This window comes from Oceanobacillus sp. M60 (assembly GCF_053839645.1).
This window is the reverse complement of record NZ_JBSSNH010000002.1, coordinates 701596-717695: the sequence shown is the minus strand read 5'-3', so window position 1 is coordinate 717695 and position 16100 is coordinate 701596. Positions and strand designations below refer to the sequence as shown.

General features: G+C 40.6%; 14 protein-coding genes. All 14 read left to right on the top strand.

Annotation, left to right across the window (positions count from 1 at the left end):
• The first annotated feature begins 102 nt into the window (after nt 1–102).
• The gene (locus tag ACW0TQ_RS07725; RefSeq protein ID WP_455725468.1) at nt 103–2445 is read left to right on the top strand and encodes an FtsK/SpoIIIE family DNA translocase; all 2343 of its coding nucleotides are present in this window, start codon (nt 103–105) and stop codon (nt 2443–2445) included.
• A 177-nt stretch (nt 2446–2622) separates the two neighbouring features.
• Entirely contained in the window at nt 2623–3348 is a 726-nt protein-coding gene (locus ACW0TQ_RS07720; RefSeq protein WP_455725467.1) for a GntR family transcriptional regulator, read from the top strand.
• 99 nt (nt 3349–3447) lie between these two features.
• The gene (yfmF, locus tag ACW0TQ_RS07715; protein ID WP_332093763.1) at nt 3448–4737 is read left to right on the top strand and encodes an EF-P 5-aminopentanol modification-associated protein YfmF; all 1290 of its coding nucleotides are present in this window, start codon (nt 3448–3450) and stop codon (nt 4735–4737) included.
• Nucleotides 4730–6025, top strand: coding sequence for an EF-P 5-aminopentanol modification-associated protein YfmH (gene yfmH / locus ACW0TQ_RS07710; protein WP_455725466.1), 1296 nt, complete (start codon nt 4730–4732; stop codon nt 6023–6025). Before yfmF ends, yfmH begins: the two co-directional genes overlap by 8 nt.
• The gene (ymfI, locus tag ACW0TQ_RS07705; RefSeq protein WP_042534931.1) at nt 6022–6738 is read left to right on the top strand and encodes an elongation factor P 5-aminopentanone reductase; all 717 of its coding nucleotides are present in this window, start codon (nt 6022–6024) and stop codon (nt 6736–6738) included. The genes yfmH and ymfI overlap by 4 nt, the downstream gene beginning before the upstream one ends.
• Before the next feature lie 210 nt (nt 6739–6948).
• Nucleotides 6949–7200, top strand: coding sequence for a DUF3243 domain-containing protein (locus tag ACW0TQ_RS07700; RefSeq protein WP_042534929.1), 252 nt, complete (start codon nt 6949–6951; stop codon nt 7198–7200).
• 478 nt (nt 7201–7678) lie between these two features.
• Nucleotides 7679–8464, top strand: a complete 786-nt coding sequence (locus ACW0TQ_RS07695; protein ID WP_193064664.1) for a DUF3388 domain-containing protein — start codon at nt 7679–7681, stop codon at nt 8462–8464.
• Between the two features lie 301 nt (nt 8465–8765).
• On the top strand, nt 8766–9668 hold the full coding sequence (locus tag ACW0TQ_RS07690; protein WP_042534925.1) for a helix-turn-helix domain-containing protein: 903 nt from the start codon (nt 8766–8768) through the stop codon (nt 9666–9668).
• Nucleotides 9669–9863: 195 nt separating this feature from the next.
• On the top strand, nt 9864–10442 hold the full coding sequence (gene pgsA, locus ACW0TQ_RS07685; RefSeq protein WP_042534923.1) for a CDP-diacylglycerol--glycerol-3-phosphate 3-phosphatidyltransferase: 579 nt from the start codon (nt 9864–9866) through the stop codon (nt 10440–10442).
• Entirely contained in the window at nt 10439–11686 is a 1248-nt protein-coding gene (locus tag ACW0TQ_RS07680) for a competence/damage-inducible protein A (protein WP_042534921.1), read from the top strand. The genes pgsA and ACW0TQ_RS07680 overlap by 4 nt, the downstream gene beginning before the upstream one ends.
• A 198-nt stretch (nt 11687–11884) precedes the next feature.
• Nucleotides 11885–12928 carry a recombinase RecA gene (gene recA / locus ACW0TQ_RS07675; RefSeq protein WP_042534919.1) on the top strand — a complete coding sequence of 348 codons (1044 nt, stop codon included), beginning with the start codon at nt 11885–11887 and terminating at the stop codon, nt 12926–12928.
• Between the two features lie 269 nt (nt 12929–13197).
• The gene (gene rny, locus ACW0TQ_RS07670; RefSeq protein WP_042534917.1) at nt 13198–14760 is read left to right on the top strand and encodes a ribonuclease Y; all 1563 of its coding nucleotides are present in this window, start codon (nt 13198–13200) and stop codon (nt 14758–14760) included.
• A 184-nt stretch (nt 14761–14944) separates the two neighbouring features.
• Entirely contained in the window at nt 14945–15742 is a 798-nt protein-coding gene (locus ACW0TQ_RS07665; RefSeq protein ID WP_042534914.1) for a TIGR00282 family metallophosphoesterase, read from the top strand.
• A gap of 91 nt (nt 15743–15833) precedes the next feature.
• Nucleotides 15834–16094: a stage V sporulation protein S gene (locus tag ACW0TQ_RS07660; protein WP_042534912.1), complete on the top strand. Its 261-nt coding sequence runs from the start codon at nt 15834–15836 to the stop codon at nt 16092–16094.
• The last annotated feature ends 6 nt before the right edge of the window (nt 16095–16100 follow it).

Genomic DNA, 16100 nt, shown 5'->3' with positions numbered 1-16100 from the left:
GATTCCAGTTTCCTTGTTTGTTACCCGGGAGAAGAATATTTTTCTTATTTTAAATCTAGCATTATAGTAATCTTTATTTGTTTTACATACGGGGGTGAGAAAATGGCTGCCAAAAAGAGAAAGAAAAGAAAAAAACGGACAACGAAACAGACGAAAGGCCTGCAAATGGAATTGACCGGGTTATTATTGATTTTTATTGCTATATTCGGAAGCGGGGCAGCTATGTTAAGCGGCGGTGCCATCCCTGATTGGCTAGGAAATATCTTTCAGTTTTTTATGGGGATATGGCATTTCCTTATTCCTGTTGCATTATTTTTGATTGGTTTTTATCTTATCTTCAAAAGAAAGGCGCCAGATTTTTTAACAAGAAGGCTGATAGGTTTTTATATTTTGCTGGCCGGTGTTTTATTGCTGACCCATGTACAAGTCATGGAAAGGCTGCTCGCTAATACAGCAGATGTATCTATACTTCGGCTGACCTGGCAGCTTTACTTTCAATATTTAGATGGGACAGGCACCTTGGTGCAGACTGGCGGGGGGATGATTGGCGCGCTGTTATTTACCGTCTCCTTCTTTTTATTTTCAATTGCAGGGTCCCGGATAGTTGTATTTTTCTGCTTATTGATCGGGATTATTTTTATGACAAATCTATCTATCGGCGATTTTGTTAAAAAGGTAGCAGCAGGGTTTAAAGCCACTTTTGCTTATTTTGGGGAACGTATCCAAAGATCCAGAGCAAATCGGGCGGAGCGGAGAGAAGAAGAACAGAAGCAGAAAGAGATTGCCGACACGGTCGTGCCAAATCAGGAAGAGGCTGGCAATGCGGTTCCGGAAGAACAAGAGTACAGTGCTGAAGAGCTTCTGATTAATAATTTTACCGACGTTGCCTATCAAGACCAGCCGGAACCTGAGAAGAACAAAGGGAAAACAGCCCCTTCCAAGGAAAAAACAGCCAATATCGATACAGAAGAAGAAACGCATGAAACCATGCCAATGACAGCAACAGAAAATCATGATTATCAATTGCCTTCTATGGAATTATTAGCTAGCCCGGCTCATAATTCACAGCAGCAGGAGAAATCGCATATTCAGGCAACCGTCCGCAAGCTGGATCGTACGTTTCAAAGCTTCGGCGTCAAAGCGAAAATAGCCAAAGTGCATGTCGGTCCGGCGGTAACGAAATATGAAGTATATCCAGAGTCTGGTGTGAAGGTGAGTAAAATCGTCGGTCTTCATGATGATATTGCGCTGGCTCTTGCTGCGAAGGATATTCGAATCGAAGCACCAATACCTGGCAAATCAGCAGTCGGAATTGAAGTGCCTAACAAGGAAATATCGATGGTTTCGCTCCGGGAGGTTTTAGATAAACAATCGTCTAAAGCAAATAAATTGGCATTTGCTTTAGGCCGGGATATTTCTGGAGAAGCGATAGCCGGCGAATTGAATAAAATGCCCCACCTGCTGATTGCCGGGGCGACAGGAAGCGGGAAAAGTGTCTGTGTAAATGGCATCGTTACGAGTATTTTAATGCGTGCCAAACCGCATGAAGTGAAAATGATGATGATTGACCCGAAAAAAGTAGAGTTGAATGTGTATAACGGCATTCCGCATTTATTAACACCTGTTGTGACAGATCCGAAAAAAGCATCCAGAGCGCTGAAAAAAATTGTTGCGGAGATGGAGCGGAGGTACGATCTGTTCTCCGATAGCGGTACACGAAATATGGAAGGCTATAATGCATATATCCGCAAACAAAATGCAAATGCAGGCGAGGAGGAACAGCAGCCTTACCTGCCGTATATTGTGGTTCTTGTGGACGAGCTGGCCGATTTAATGATGGTGGCTTCGAGTGATGTAGAAGATGCAATTACCCGGCTTGCACAGATGGCGCGTGCTGCAGGAATCCATTTGATCATTGCAACTCAGCGTCCATCCGTAGATGTAATAACGGGTGTAATCAAAGCCAATATTCCATCCAGAATTGCTTTTAGTGTTTCATCTACAACGGATTCACGTACTATCCTTGATTCGGGCGGAGCTGAGAAGTTACTGGGCCGGGGCGATATGCTTTATGTTCCTGCCGGAAGCTCCAAGCCTACCCGTGTACAGGGAGCATTTCTGTCAGACGAAGAGGTCGAGCGTATTGTAGACCACTGTATTGAACAGCAGCAGGCAAGCTATCAGGAAGAAATGATACCGGAAGAAACGAATGAAGTAACAGAAGAAGTGGACGATGAGCTTTATGAAGATGCTGTCCAGATGATACTTGAAATGCAAAGTGCAAGTGTCTCCATGCTTCAGCGCCGTTTCCGGATTGGATATACCAGGGCAGCCCGGCTGATTGACGCCATGGAAGCACGTGGCATTGTCGGGCCATATGAAGGAAGCAAGCCTCGTTCGGTTCTGGTATCGAATCAGGAAGAAGAGCATTCCACGACATCATAGAGAAACGCGGTTTATCTGCTAAGGATAAGCCGCGTTTTTAAAATACGGAATTATTAAAGTTCAAAATTTACAGAAGAAGTGGTAGGATAAAGTTAGACTGCCAACAGTGTGCGGAATGTACATCCGCCGCTCAGTGTAAAAGACGAACACATCATTTTTACTGAAAGAGGTGAAGAAATGACTTTACGTGAAGATGCCAGACATTTATATTTGCAGGTAATGGATAAAATAAAAGCAGGTATTGAAGCTGGAACGTATAAAGAGGAAGAAAAATTGCCGTCAGAGTATGAGCTTTCCAAACATTTAGGGATTTCCCGGGCAACGTTGAGAGAGGCGTTAAGAATGCTGGAAGAGGATAATATTGTTACGCGCAGACATGGCGTCGGCACGTTTGTAAATTCAAAGCCGCTGTTTCAAGCAGGCATTGAGGAGCTTAACAGTGTGACACGAATGATCAAACAATCGGGAAAGAAGCCGGGAACACAATATATCAGTACAGAGGTATTAGATGCTGCTGAACAAGAGCAGCGTGATTTCAATTTACCTGATCTAGAATTTGTAACGACCATTGAAAGAATCCGCACTGCTGATGACGCTCCGGTTGTCTTTTGTATAGATACGGCACCGTCGTCCTATCTGTCTTTAGAAAAACTATGGGAGAAGGCATCTATATTCAGTACGATTGAAGAAGCTTCCAATAAGCAAATCGCTTATGCAGTAGCGGATATTGAGCCAATTACATATCATGAACGCATCTATAGTATTTTGCAGTGTACACCGGATGAATCACTTCTTTTATTAAAACAGATGCATTATACAAATGAAGATGAAGCTGTTTTATATTCGATGAATTATTTTCGCGCAGATATGTTTCGTTTTCAGGTTGTCCGGAGAAGGGTATGATATATAAAGCAAATATTTCAGGCTTTCTTTCGATATAATGGTTTATAAAGGAGAGAAAAGCGTAAAATAGAAATAGATCGTAAAGAATGGAGGATAACTATGAGCGTGAAGGAAATCAAACAGGTGGAAAATGATATAAACTTTCATATGCTTCCCAATAAAAAGCATAAAACAATTACTTTTGCAGTTAAGTTCCGTGCCCCATTGGAAAGGAAAACTATCACGAAACGGGCACTGCTTCCCTATATCTTGAAACAAGGTACGGCCTCTTTTCCAACGCGTAAAGAATTGCAGGAAGAGCTAGCTGAATTGTACGGCGCAGTATTATCTATTGGCGGTGCTAAAAAAGGAGAAAACCACATTATAACGTTCTATTTGGAAGTGCCGAATGAAAAATTCCTTCCAGACAGCAGTTCTCTGATTGAACGGGCGATTCAATTGCTGCATGAAATTGTTTATAAACCGAATCAGGAAGGACAGGGATTCTCTCCGCAGGTATTTGACAGGGAAAAAGGGATTCTTCGTCAAAATATACATTCCATCAAAGACGATAAGGCAAGTTATGCGAACATTCGCTTAGTAGATGAAATGTGTGACGGAGAGCCGTATAGTATTCATGCGCAAGGTTATGAAAAGGATCTTTCTTCCCTTTCTAATCAAGAACTGTTTACGTATTATGAAACTATCCGCGACGAAGAAGTGATGGATATTTATGTGAGCGGTGACTTTGAAGCGGATCAAATGCTGCAGCTCTTAACCGGTCAATTTAAACGAACGCTCAAGAAAAAGGAAAGCACGCCTTTTAACCAGGAAGCTTCAAAGCGGTCAACTGATGAGAAAGAGCTCATTGAAGAAGATCAGATTCAGCAGGCAAAATTAAATATCGGTTATCGGACGAATATTCTTTACCGGGATGAAAAATATCCGGCGTTGCAGGTTTTTAACGGTATGTTTGGCGGTTTTCCAAGCTCTAAATTATTTATCAATGTAAGAGAGAAAAACAGCCTGGCTTATTATGCTGTCTCTCGCGTAGAGAGTCATAAAGGGTTATTATTTGTGATGAGCGGGATAGCGCCGGAGGACTATGAGAAAGCACTTGCGATTATCCGTGAACAGAAGGAAGCAATGCAGAATGGTGATTTTACAGAAGAAGAATTAGAAGAAACGAAATTGCTTATTATTAATCAATTAAAAGAAACCTTAGACCATGCGCAGGGCATGGTTGAATTTATGTATCAGCAAGAGGTGGGACATAAAGAAATGCCGGTGGATGAGCTTTTTGAGGGCATTCGGCAGGTAACCAAAGAGCAGGTTATTGAAGTAGCGAATCAAGTGCAGGAAGCTATGGTTTACTTATTAACAAGCGAAGGAGGGGCGGGTCATGAATAAGCGGTATTTTGAAACAGTTGACGAAACCCTATATGAAAAAAAACTGGATAACGGACTGCAGGTTTGTCTGTTGCCAAAGCCGGAGCTGACAAAGACATATGGTGTTTTTATGACAAATTACGGCTCGATCGACCAAAGCTTTGTTCCTATAGGTCAGACGGAAGCAATCACTGTACCGGATGGAATCGCTCATTTCTTAGAGCATAAATTGTTTGAAAAAGAAGATCGCGACGTTTTTACAGACTTTACCAAGCAGGCGGCTTCTCCAAATGCATTTACCTCTTTTACCGAGACAGCTTATTTATTTTCTGCAACGAGCAATATTGAGAAAAATGTTTTAACATTGATTGATTTTGTACAGGATCCGTATTTCTCAGAGCAATCGGTAGAAAAGGAAAAGGGGATTATCGCCCAGGAAATCAATATGTACGATGACCAGCCTGATTGGCGCCTGTTTATGGGAACGAATAAAGCATTATTCCATAACCATCCTGTCAATATTGATATTGCCGGGACGGTAGATTCTATTTACACGATTACAAAGGATGATTTGTATACCTGTTATCATACATTTTATCATCCAGAAAATATGATTTTATTTGTCACGGGGAATTTTGATCCAGAGCAGATGATGCAATTGATTTTAGAGAATCAGGAGAAAAAATCATTTGACAAGTTAGAGGAGATTCAGCGGGAATTTCCGGAAGAGCCTGATTACGTGAAAGAAAAGAATTTACAAATTAATATGCCGGTGTCTATCCCGAAATGCGCTGTCGGTATCAAAGAGCCTAACCAGCAGCTGCAGGGAGAGGATTATTTAAAACGTGATTTATTAACAGATATGGTGCTCGATTATTTCTTTTCAACCGGCGGGGAATTTTATCAAAAACTATATGAGGAAGATATCATTGATAACAGCTTCTTTTTTGAAAGTAATCTGCAAACCTCCTTTGGTTATGTTTCCATCGGATCCAATACGAACCGGCCTGACGTATTCTCTGCACGGGTCCAAGAAATGCTATTATCAACCAGAGAGATGGAAATTAGTGAAGCTGCTTTTGAACGTATGAAAAAGAAAAAAATGGGGCAGCTGCTCCGTGCGATGAATTCGTTGGAGTTTATTGCTAATCAATTTGCTACATTATCGTTTAAAGACGTGAATTTACTTGATATCGTGCCATTCATCCAAAAACTGACTGTCCAGGATATCAATGACTTTTTAAATACATGGATTGAAGAAGACCGTCTGGCAACCTGTACGATTCAAAAGCAGACGGTGGAAAAATGAAGGGGAATATCCTCTTAATCGGAGCAAGCGGAGATATCGGTTCTGCTGCTGCCAAAAAACTGATGAGTGATGGATATCACCTTATCCTGCATTATCATTCCAATCAGGCCTCAGTAGAAGCATTGATGGAAGTCGATAAACAACATGCTGTTTTAGCTGCTTATCAGGCAAATTTAGCAAATGAAGCAGAGGTGAATGCGTTTATCGAAGAAATATCCTTTGCGGTGGATGGGATTGTTTTCGCCGGCGGTCATGCTCATTATGGGCTGTTTCAGGATATGAAGCCGAAAGAAATGGATGATTTACTACAGGTTCATGTGAAATCACCGTGGCTGATTACCCACCATTTTTTACCGGATATGATTCGCCAGAAACGGGGCGCTATTTTATTTGTGACAAGTATGTGGGGAGACCATGGGGCAAGCAACGAAGTGGTTTACTCCAGCGTAAAAGGCGCTCAAAATATATTTGTAAAAGCTTTGGCGAAAGAAGTGGCGTTATCAAATGTTCGTGTAAACGCAGTAAGTCCCGGTTTTATTGATACGAAAATGAACCATAACCTATCTGCGGAAGAGACACATGCTTTTATTGACGAGATCCCTGCTAATCGTGCCGGACGACCGGAAGAGGTTGCTAATGCAATCAGTTATTTACTCAGTGAGGAATCCAGTTATATCCAGGGAGAAATTATCCGCATTAATGGCGGATTATAAGAACAAATGGACATGTATAAATTCCTCATTTCCTCAAATACTAAAGATGCTTAAGGCGAGTTACAGAGCATGCTGTTTAAAAGCCCGTATCAGGCGGGGTTATAGTAATGCTTTAGGCTGAAAGGCTTTATCTTTGGCAGCAGAGTAACCAGCAGGCAGATGGAGGAATCCTTCATTTGCACAAGAATACGTTTGAGGAGGCATGGCCAAATGTCAGTATTAGATAACTTTGATTCATGGAAAGGCTTTTTAAAAGGACGTTTGCAGCAAGCTGAGGAAAATGGTATCAACCATGATACGTTAACAAATTTAGCAGCTGAAGTCGGTGATTACCTCGCAGAAAGTGTAGATGCAAAAACACCGGAAGAAGAGGTATTGAAGGAGCTGTGGAGCACAGCTTCTGAAGAAGAGCAGCAAGCTCTTGCCAGCGCGATGATTAAACTTGTCCAAAAGCATGATTAAAATGATGAATAATAAGAAGAGGAGCTGTATAGGATTATCTATATAGCTTCTTTTTGTGTATCCTTTGAGAAATGGATTTCATTTGTGCCAAAAAGTATTTCGATGCAGTAAAAAAACATCATTCATTTTTTTATTTTGAAAAAACGTTAAAGAAAACGGAGTAAGCCAAACCTGTAAAGGCGTAGGATTTTCTACGTCAGGGATGGGACTACGATTACCAATGTTGTCAGGTTAGTGAATTTTATTAATTTTGATACAGATAGTTATAAAACCATGATGCTTATACTTTTTTCCTTGAATTCATTATATTTTCTCAAAGTGCAAAAAATGAATGGAGAAAAAGGGATTAGTAGTTTAGGAAATATAGAAAAAATGGTATATTATAATAGAAGGTTCATCTATTTTTCGATATGATAGTACATAGTATGACATAATAAGTTGCCTGACCAGAAAAAACTACTTCTAAAAGGAGCTTACAATGGATAGAACACAGTGGTATCTAGAATATGAAAATTTAAAAAATCGTCCGGGATTATTAGGTGAAATCTCCTCTCTGCTTGGAATGCTTTCGATAAATATTATTATGATCAATGGGGTTGAAAATTCCCGGAGAGCCATGCTTATCCTGTCTAAATATGATGAAAATATAACAAGACTTAAATATATTTTAGAAACAATGGATGCAATAAAAGTACATAAGCTTCGTAAGCCTAAACTGCGGGATAAAATTACCGTCCGGCACGGAAAATTTATTCATCACGATAATGAAGACCGTAAAACAATCCGTTTTGTGCGAAATGAGCTTGGACTTTTAGTTGATTTTATGGCTGAATTATTTAAAGTGGAAGGGCATAAGCTTATTGGGATAAGAGGGATGCCCAGAGTAGGAAAAACGGAGTCCGTCGTTGCAGCAAGCGTCAGTGCAAACAAAAGGTGGTTGTTTGTATCCAGCACCATGATTAAACAAACAGTACGCAAAAATTTAATTGAAGGAGAATATGATTCGGACAATATCTACATTATTGACGGCATTGTCTCTAAAAGAAAAATGAACGAAGAAGAGCATTGGCAGCTTATCAGAGAGATTATGCAGCTGCCGACGGTTAAAGTAATTGAGCATCCAGATATATTCGTTCAATCTACAGAATACAGCATGCAAGATTTTGATTACATTATTGAGCTGAGAACACATGAAGATCAAGAAATCACTTATGAGACAGTAGAAAATGAGGATTTGCGACAAGACGGATTCTCGATGTTTTAAAAAGAAAAGCGTAGAGCGCCCGTTTAAAAACGTAGAGATTGGAGCGGCACAACTGAGATAAAGGAATCACGGTGAGGTGACGAACCGATGATGACTTTCACCCGCGGGGCATAAGTGCGACTATCGCTCTGTCTGCGCCTGCCGGCTTGCCAATCACTAAGTCTTCTTTGTCGTAGGGCGTGACGTGAAATCTCTAAAGTTTGGCGCTCGGAGCTAGACAGTTATATCTCTAGCTTGAGATTAAATTTACGGAATAAGTTATACTCTCTTAGTTTAATTAAAAAGGTGGAAGGTGTTTTAAATGGATGTTGGTGAAAAGCTGAAAGAGGCACGGCTGGCGAAGGATATTTCTTTGGACAGCCTGCAGGAAAAAACAAAAATTCAAAAAAGATACTTGGTTGCCATTGAAGAAGGCAACTTTGATATTCTTCCGGGAAAGTTCTACACACGTGCATTTATTAAAGAATATGCGACAGCAGTAGGAATTAATCCGGATGAAATCATGACCGATCATAAAGAGGAGCTTCCTGCTACAGAAGAAGAGAATGTACAATACAGCAGGATACAGCGAACGAGAAAAGAAAGCAGATCAGATAAAGAATCACGTTCCTCGTCTATTATTCCAACGGTAACTGTGGTTTTATTGATTATCGCTATTATCGCGGTAGCTATCTTTTTCATCCGTCAGAGCTCTTCTCCGAGTGACGGGGAACCAGTTGAGGAAGAAAACAGCAACGATGGCGGCATGATTATTGATGATTCCGGTGAGGGAGACGGTAATGGCGCTGCGGATGATAATGCAGATGACAGTGAAGGTGGAACGGAAGATGAATCGGCAGAAGAGGAGGAGACAGAAGAAAATGAAGAAGTCTCCGTAGAGGTCGTTGAAGAAGGAACAGGTAATTCTCCAACTTCTGAACTTGAAGTCACTGGTGCTGGTGAAGAAGCTACATTAATTTTGGAATCTGCAGATGATGAACAGAACAGCTGGCTGGAAATAACCGGAACAGATGATGAATCTTTATTTAGCGGGAATTTTGATGCAGAAGCATCTCCTGTAGAAATTGATTTAGCTGATGAAGAATCGATTTCGTTGAACATAGGTAATTCATCAGCAGTGACGATTTCTATCGATGGAACAGATATCGAGTATCCGACTTCTGCTATCCATCAGCGCATCAATTTACAGATGAACAATGAATGATTGGAGTAAAAGTAAACCCTCCTTTTATATAGGAGGGTTTACTTCTTGCCCATTGGGAAATTATAAAATAAATGCATCCTTCGATAGGGCTAATAATTCTGGTATTGGTCTTTAAGAAGGATGTCAACGCAGCTAACATGTTAAACAACAAAGTATAGGAAAGCTGCGCAGCAAGTTTTTGATGGAGGGTGTAAAATGAATTTACCAAATAAGTTAACTTTTTCTCGTATTTTAATGATACCTCTTTTTATTATATTGATGAGTGTTCCGTTTCCATGGGGAAGCTGGGATATTGGAAATGCAGAATTGCCTGTTGCCCACTTTGCGGCGGCCTTGATTTTTATCATTGCAGCCTGCACAGATTGGGTGGATGGCTACTATGCAAGGAAGTATAACTTAGTTACTAATTTAGGGAAGTTTATGGATCCTTTAGCGGATAAACTTCTTGTTTCGGCGGCTCTCATTTTGTTAATAGAAATTGAACTGGCTCCGGCTTGGGTAGTTATTATTATTATCAGCAGAGAGTTTGCTGTTACGGGATTAAGACTCGTTGCAGCAGGCGAGGGAACCGTAATGGCTGCCGGCAGCATGGGCAAATTAAAAACAGCAACACAAATGATTGCAATTGCTGCTTTGTTATTGCATAACTTTCCATTTTCTTATATGAATTTTCCATTTGGTACAATTATGTTATATCTATCCTTAGTATTCACCATCATTTCAGGGGTGGACTACTTTGTTAAAAACTGGAGTATAATGAGGGATTCGAAATGACAAAAAATTATCAAGCAGAAATCGTTGCAGTAGGGACAGAGTTATTGCTTGGACAAATAGCGAATACAAATGCACAGTGGCTGTCGGAGCAGCTGGCTACGTATGGAATAAATGTTTATAACCATACTGTGGTGGGAGATAATTTAGATCGTGTTGAACAGGCATTTCGTCTGGCGCAGTCACGTTCAGATATTGTAATTGTTACTGGCGGGCTGGGACCGACGGAAGATGACCTGACACGGGAAGGCTTTGAACAATTAACAGGCCTTGAAATTATAGAAGATAAAACAACAATGGAAAAGATAGAAAGCTATTATAAAGAGCGAAACCGCACGATGACACCGAATAATCGGAAGCAGGCCCGTGTTTTCAAAGGTGCCACTGTATTAAAAAATAATGCAGGGATGGCTCCGGGAATGTATATCGACTATCAGGATACGCATTGGTTCTTTCTGCCGGGCGTTCCTCGGGAAATGAAGCAAATTTCTTCAGAAGAGCTATTTCCATTTCTGGAAAACTTAACGGGTAAACAGCAGGTTATTCAATCTACTGTGTTGAAATTTATCGGCATCGGCGAATCCAATCTGGAGCATGAATTAACAGATATGATTCATGAACAGACAAATCCGACGATTGCTCCGCTGGCACAAGACCAAGGAGTGGTTATCCGGGTTACTGCGAGTGCTGCATCGAAGGCTGAGGCACAAAAACTGGTTGCAGATAAAAAACAAGAAATTTTAGCGCGTATTGGAGCATACTGCTTTGGTGAGGATGAGCAGACGATTGAGAATAAAGTAATGGAGCTGTTGGCAGAAAAAGGAAAAACATTAGCTGCCGCAGAAAGTTTAACAGGCGGATTATTCTCTAGCAATCTTGTATCGGCGGCTGGAGCATCGAATGTCTTTGCCGGCAGTCTGGTAACGTATCAGACAGCAGCAAAAGAAGCTTTATTGGGCTTGACGCCGGAATGGATTTCGGAATATGGGGTCGTAAGCAAGGAATGTGCCGAAGCAATGGCAGAGCAGGCTGCCACGAAATTAAATACACCTACCGCTATTTCCTTCACCGGAGTCGCTGGTCCGGAAACGCAGGAAGAAAAGCCGGTCGGACAAGTTTATATTGCCATTTACGATGAGGGGAAAATAGTGGAATCAAGTTCTATTCTTTTATCAGGCAACCGTAATAATATTCGTGAAAGAGCTGCTTTAAAAGGGTTTGAATTATTATATCAATATTTGAAATAAAAGTTTAAAAAAGGAAGTTTTAATAATTAACCCTTACCTGACTTAGAGATTTCCTTTTTTAATACGTTTTTACAAGTGATTTTAAATTTTAAGGCAAATTCTGTCTTGAAAATATAAGAACATTTATTCGTCTTTTTGCTTGTTAAATTGATGAAATCATTGTATGATGGATACAGATAGATAAAGGAGGAATTTTCGGTGAGTGATAAACAACAAGCTTTAGATATGGCTTTAAGACAAATAGAGAAGCAATTTGGTAAAGGTTCCATTATGAAAATGGGAGAGAATGAAATACCGAAGATTGCTACGATTCCAAGCGGATCGCTGGCTTTGGATGTATCCCTTGGAATTGGTGGATATCCAAAAGGAAGAGTAGTAGAAATATATGGTCCGGAATCTTCCGGTAAAACAACAGTAGCGCTCCATGCTATTGCAGAGGCGCAAAAACAGGGCGGGCAGGCTGCTTTTATTGATGCAGAGCATGCACTTGATCCTGTTTATGCAAGAGCGCTTGGTGTGAATATTGATGAGCTTTTATTATCACAGCCAGATACAGGGGAACAGGCTTTAGAAATTGCTGAAGCACTTGTACGAAGCGGCGCAGTAGATATTGTTGTCGTCGATTCTGTAGCAGCACTTGTACCGAAGGCAGAGATTGAAGGGGAAATGGGAGATTCTCATGTCGGCTTGCAGGCCCGGTTAATGTCACAGGCACTCCGTAAGCTTTCAGGAGCAATCAATAAATCGAAAACAACAGCTATCTTCATCAATCAGATTCGTGAAAAAGTAGGCGTGATGTTCGGGAATCCGGAAACAACTCCCGGCGGCCGTGCGTTAAAATTCTATTCCTCTGTGAGACTGGAAGTGCGCCGTGCTGAAACCCTTAAAATCGGCAATGACGCTGTAGGGAATAAAGCCCGTATTAAGGTTGTAAAAAACAAAGTAGCGCCTCCATTTAAGCAGGCAGAAGTAGATATTATGTATGGCAAGGGCATTTCAAAAGAAGGGGAAGTTCTGGATATTGGTTCAGACCTTGATATAGTACAAAAAAGCGGTGCCTGGTATTCTTATAATGGAGAACGGTTAGGTCAGGGCAGAGAAAATGCAAAACAATACCTGAAAGAAAATGAAGAAGTATTTGAAGAAATCAGCAAGACCATCCGTGATCACTATGAACTGGACAAAGAGCCGGAACAAAGTGAAGAAAAATCAAAAGAAGAGCAAGAAAGTCTGGACCTTTAATATAAACTAAAAAACCATAGTCAGTGCTATGGTTTTTTAGTATCTTCTAAAATACATATTCAGTATGTACGCAGATGATTTATCAAGATTTCCAATATATTATAATTTATATCGGGAGTTCCTTGACATTCAAGCTTGTGAGAATTAATATTAATAGTGTATAATTTTATAATTTGTATTATGAAATTACCTTTATTTTATGCATTTGAAAATGTGATATGCCGACAAATACGCAATTTACAATTTTATAGGCAATAGGAGGTGAAGTTATGAACACTGTGATTATTATCATCTCCATTTTGCTTGCTCTAGTCGTCGTATTTGTTGTTGGTTATCTGGTACGTAAATCTATTGCAGAAGCTAAAATTTCTAGTGCGGAAACCTTAGCGAAACAAATTATGGAAGAAGCACGCAGAAATGCAGATACTGCTAAGAAAGAGGCGCTTCTAGAAGCAAAAGATGAGAATCATCAGCTTCGGAGCCAAGCCGAAGATGAGATTCGTGAGCGTCGTATGGAAGCTCAGAAGCAAGAAAATCGTCTGATGCAAAAAGAAGAAAATCTGGACAGAAAAGGTGAAACATTAGACAAACGTGAGGTTCTGCTCGAACAGAAAGAACAAACTCTTGTGGAACAACAACAACAAATGGAAGAAATGAAAAGCAAAGTGGAAGCTATGAAAGACGAGCAGCAAGCTGAGCTTGAGCGCATTTCAGGATATACAACCGAGCAGGCGAGACAAGTTATTTTAGAGCGCATCGAAAAAGAAGTACAGCATGAATCAGCAGTCATGATTAAAGAAGCTGAAAATCGTGCGAATGAGGAAGCTGATAAGAAAGCAAAAAATATCTTATCGCTTGCACTGCAAAGATGCGCAGCTGACCACGTTGCTGAAACTACGGTTTCTGTTGTGAATTTGCCGAATGATGAGATGAAAGGCCGTATTATTGGACGGGAAGGCCGAAATATCCGTACCTTAGAAACATTGACAGGAATTGATTTAATTATTGATGATACACCTGAAGCGGTTATTCTATCCGGTTTTGACCCAATACGGCGTGAAATCGCACGAATGGCGTTAGAAAGACTTGTACAAGATGGCAGAATCCACCCTGCGCGTATTGAGGAAATGGTTGAAAAATCGAGACGTGATGTTGACGAATATATACGTGAAGTGGGCGAGGAGACAACATTTGAAGTTGGTATCCACGGATTACATCCGGATCTTGTGAAGATTCTAGGTCGTTTAAAATATCGTACAAGCTACGGTCAAAATGTCTTGAAGCACTCAATGGAAGTTGCTTACTTGTCAGGACTGCTGGCAGCGGAATTAGGAGAAGATATAAATCTTGCTAAAAGAGCTGGTCTGCTGCATGATATCGGAAAAGCGATTGATCATGAAGTAGAAGGCAGTCATGTTGAAATTGGTAAAGAATTAGCAATGAAATACAAAGAACCAGAAGTGGTTATTAATTCAATTGCTTCCCACCATGGAGATGAGGAGGCAACCTCTGTTATAGCTGTATTAGTTGCAGCTGCAGATGCACTTTCTGCCGCCAGACCGGGAGCTCGAAGCGAAACCCTTGAGAATTATATCAAGCGTTTAGAAAAATTAGAAGAGATATCTGAGTCGTTTGAAGGCGTAGAGAAGTCATTTGCCATCCAAGCCGGTCGTGAAATTCGTATCATGGTTCGTCCTGATGATATTGATGACATGGAATCAGCGAGAATTGCACGTGATATCAGAAAACGTATTGAAGGGGAGCTCGACTACCCTGGACATATTAAGATTACGGTTATTCGGGAAACAAGAGCAGTTGAATACGCAAAATAAAGCAAGGGCGGCAGATGTCGCCTTTGTTTTTTTATTGACTTAGAATAGCAAAAAAAGCGTTATGTCACAAAACAAATCAGGGAAAGATACAAACGAGTACAGTGAATGCTTGGCCTGTTGTCTTTCATAGCGGCTGAGATAACATAATGATATCGTTTATATGGAAAGAAGAGAGGTAGAAAAAATGAAAATTTTATTTATTGGTGATGTGGTAGGTTCTCCAGGAAGAGATATGGTCGCAGAGTATTTGCCTAAATTAAAAGAAAAATATAAGCCAAGTGTAACTATTATTAATGGAGAAAATGCTGCTGCAGGAAAGGGTATTACGGAAAAGATTTACAAGCAATTTTTACAAGCTGGAGCACAAGTAATTACAATGGGAAATCATACGTGGGATAAAAAAGAAATTTTTGAGTTTATCGATCAGGCTCCTGCGCTGATTCGTCCAGCGAATTTTCCAGAGAATAATCCGGGGAAAGGAATTGCCTATACAAACATTAACGGAAAAGAAGTTGCTGTGATTAATTTACAGGGAAGAACCTTCCTTCCGCCAATTGATGATCCCTTTGATAAAGCAGATCAATTAGTAGAGGAAGCGAAGAAAAGAACCAATACGATTTTTGTAGACTTTCATGGTGAAGCAACAAGTGAGAAACAAGCAATCGGCTGGTATCTGGACGGAAGAGTAACGGCCGTTGTCGGGACGCATACGCATACGCAAACTGCAGACGAAAGAATATTGCCCAGAGGTACTGCATATATATCTGATGTGGGGATGACAGGACCGTATGATGCGATATTAGGTGTGGAGAAAGAATCTGTTATTAAAAGATTCCAAACTTCCCTTCCAGTACGTTTTGAAATTGAAAAAAAGGGAAGAACACAACTAAATGGAGTATTCATTAGTACGGACGATTCGACGGGGAAAGCAGCAAAGATTGAACGGATCCTTATTAATGATGATCATCCTTTCTTTGCATAGTATTTGCCCGTGATGCAGTCGAACAAGGTATACATCTCCAGAAGAAATAGTAGCAATAAAAGTATAAATAGCACATGAGGAGGTACTAGTGATGGAAGTTTTAAAAGTTTCAGCAAAATCAAATCCAAACTCAGTGGCAGGGGCTTTGGCAAATGTACTTAGGGAACGAGGTACGGCTGAAATTCAGGCAATCGGTGCGGGAGCGCTGAACCAATCCGTCAAAGCAGTTGCTATAGCTCGCGGTTTTGTAGCACCAAGCGGAGTCGATTTAATCTGTATACCGGCATTTACAGATATACTAATTGATAATGAGGAACGGACAGCGATTAAGTTAATTATTGAGCCGAGGTAATGAATA

Excerpts from the sequence above, each read along its gene's own strand:
- ACW0TQ_RS07720 (WP_455725467.1), top strand. The coding sequence starts at position 2,623 with ATGACTTTACGTGAAGATGCCAGACATTTATATTTGCAGGTAATGGAT.
- ACW0TQ_RS07700 (WP_042534929.1), top strand. The coding sequence starts at position 6,949 with ATGTCAGTATTAGATAACTTTGATTCATGGAAAGGCTTTTTAAAAGGA.
- pgsA (WP_042534923.1), top strand. The coding sequence starts at position 9,864 with ATGAATTTACCAAATAAGTTAACTTTTTCTCGTATTTTAATGATACCT.
- yfmH (WP_455725466.1), top strand. The coding sequence starts at position 4,730 with ATGAATAAGCGGTATTTTGAAACAGTTGACGAAACCCTATATGAAAAA.
- rny (WP_042534917.1), top strand. The coding sequence starts at position 13,198 with ATGAACACTGTGATTATTATCATCTCCATTTTGCTTGCTCTAGTCGTC.
- ymfI (WP_042534931.1), top strand. The coding sequence starts at position 6,022 with ATGAAGGGGAATATCCTCTTAATCGGAGCAAGCGGAGATATCGGTTCT.
- ACW0TQ_RS07665 (WP_042534914.1), top strand. The coding sequence starts at position 14,945 with ATGAAAATTTTATTTATTGGTGATGTGGTAGGTTCTCCAGGAAGAGAT.
- ACW0TQ_RS07660 (WP_042534912.1), top strand. The coding sequence starts at position 15,834 with ATGGAAGTTTTAAAAGTTTCAGCAAAATCAAATCCAAACTCAGTGGCA.
- ACW0TQ_RS07690 (WP_042534925.1), top strand. The coding sequence starts at position 8,766 with ATGGATGTTGGTGAAAAGCTGAAAGAGGCACGGCTGGCGAAGGATATT.
- ACW0TQ_RS07695 (WP_193064664.1), top strand. The coding sequence starts at position 7,679 with ATGGATAGAACACAGTGGTATCTAGAATATGAAAATTTAAAAAATCGT.
- ACW0TQ_RS07725 (WP_455725468.1), top strand. The coding sequence starts at position 103 with ATGGCTGCCAAAAAGAGAAAGAAAAGAAAAAAACGGACAACGAAACAG.
- yfmF (WP_332093763.1), top strand. The coding sequence starts at position 3,448 with ATGAGCGTGAAGGAAATCAAACAGGTGGAAAATGATATAAACTTTCAT.
- ACW0TQ_RS07680 (WP_042534921.1), top strand. The coding sequence starts at position 10,439 with ATGACAAAAAATTATCAAGCAGAAATCGTTGCAGTAGGGACAGAGTTA.